This window comes from Pseudomonas sp. MG-9, assembly GCF_018729515.1.
Taxonomy (GTDB): domain Bacteria; phylum Pseudomonadota; class Gammaproteobacteria; order Pseudomonadales; family Pseudomonadaceae; genus Aquipseudomonas; species Aquipseudomonas serboccidentalis.
Genome location: NZ_JAHHZH010000020.1, coordinates 1 through 1,542 on the forward strand (window position 1 = coordinate 1; position 1,542 = coordinate 1,542).

Here is a 1,542-nt window from a genome sequence, read left to right on the forward strand (position 1 = left end):
ATTCCACCGCGTTGACCCAGAACGGTACGTTCACCATCACTGCACTGGACGGCGTCACTACCCTGACCGTTGGCGGCATTGCGGTTGTCACCAATGGCGTCGCCGCCGGTTTCCCGCAATCGGTCACCACACCGCTGGGCAGCACCCTGACCATCACCGGTTTCAACGCCACCACCGGTGTCGTCAGCTACAGCTACACCTTGGTCGACAACGAATCCCACCCCACTGCCAACGGTGCGAACAACCTGCCTGAGCAGTTCGCCGTCACCGTCATTGACGACAACGGCACCACCGCCAATGCAACGCTCGACGTCAACGTGATCGACGACCTGCCCAAAGCGCTCGATGACAGCAACACCGGCACGGCCTCGGAAACCACGCTCACGCTGACCGGCAACGTGCTGACCAACGATGTTCAAGGTGCTGACCGCGTACCCACCGGTCCCGTCACCGCCGGCACTTTCACTGGCACCTACGGCACCCTCGAACTGCACACCGATGGCACCTACACCTACACGCTGAACACCACTGACGCCGATTTCAAAAATCTGCACGGCGGCGGCAATGGCACCGAAACTTTCGCCTATACGATTACCGATTCGGACGGCGATACCAGCACCGCGAACCTGGTGCTGCAGATCCACAACAACGACGATCCGGTGATCATCAACGGTCTGGATGTGAATGGTGGCGAGCTCACCGTTTACGAAAAAAACCTCAGTGACGGCAGCGCGCCAGATTCCACCGCGTTGACCCAGAACGGTACGTTCACCATCACTGCACTGGACGGCGTCACTACCCTGACCGTTGGCGGCATTGCGGTTGTCACCAATGGCGTCGCCGCCGGTTTCCCGCAATCGGTCACTACGCCGCTGGGCAGCACCCTGACCATCACCGGTTTCAACGCCACCACCGGTGTCGTCAGCTACAGCTACACCTTGGTCGACAACGAATCCCATCCAAATGCCAACGGTGCGAACAACCTGCCTGAGCAGTTTGCCGTCACCGTGGTGGATGACAACGGCACCACCGCCAACGCAACCCTCGATGTGAACGTGATCGACGATCTGCCCAAAGCGCTCGATGACAGCAACACCGGTACAGCCTCGGAAACCACGCTCACGCTGACCGGCAACGTGCTGACCAACGACGTACAAGGCGCTGACCGTGTACCCACCGGTCCCGTCACCGCCGGCACTTTCACCGGTACCTACGGCACCCTCGAACTGCACACCGACGGCACCTACACCTACACGCTGAACACCACTGACGCCGACTTCAAAAACCTGCACGGCGGCGGCAACGGCACTGAAACCTTTGCCTATACGATTACCGATTCGGACGGCGATACCAGCACCGCGAACCTGGTGCTGCAGATCCATAACAACGACGATCCAGTGATCATCAACGGTCTTGATGTGAATGGTGGCGAGCTCACCGTTTACGAAAAAAACCTCAGTGACGGCAGCGCGCCAGATTCCACCGCGTTGACCCAGAACGGTACGTTCACCATCACTGCACTGGACGGCGTCACTACCCTGA

At 59.6% G+C, this 1,542-nt stretch carries 1 protein-coding gene; it reads left to right on the top strand.

Features of this window, described 5'->3' with window-relative positions; all coding sequences use genetic code 11:
• Positions 1-1,542 (top strand): beta strand repeat-containing protein (locus KKQ10_RS28280; RefSeq protein WP_215502982.1); only part of this gene is annotated, 1,542 nt, incomplete at both ends.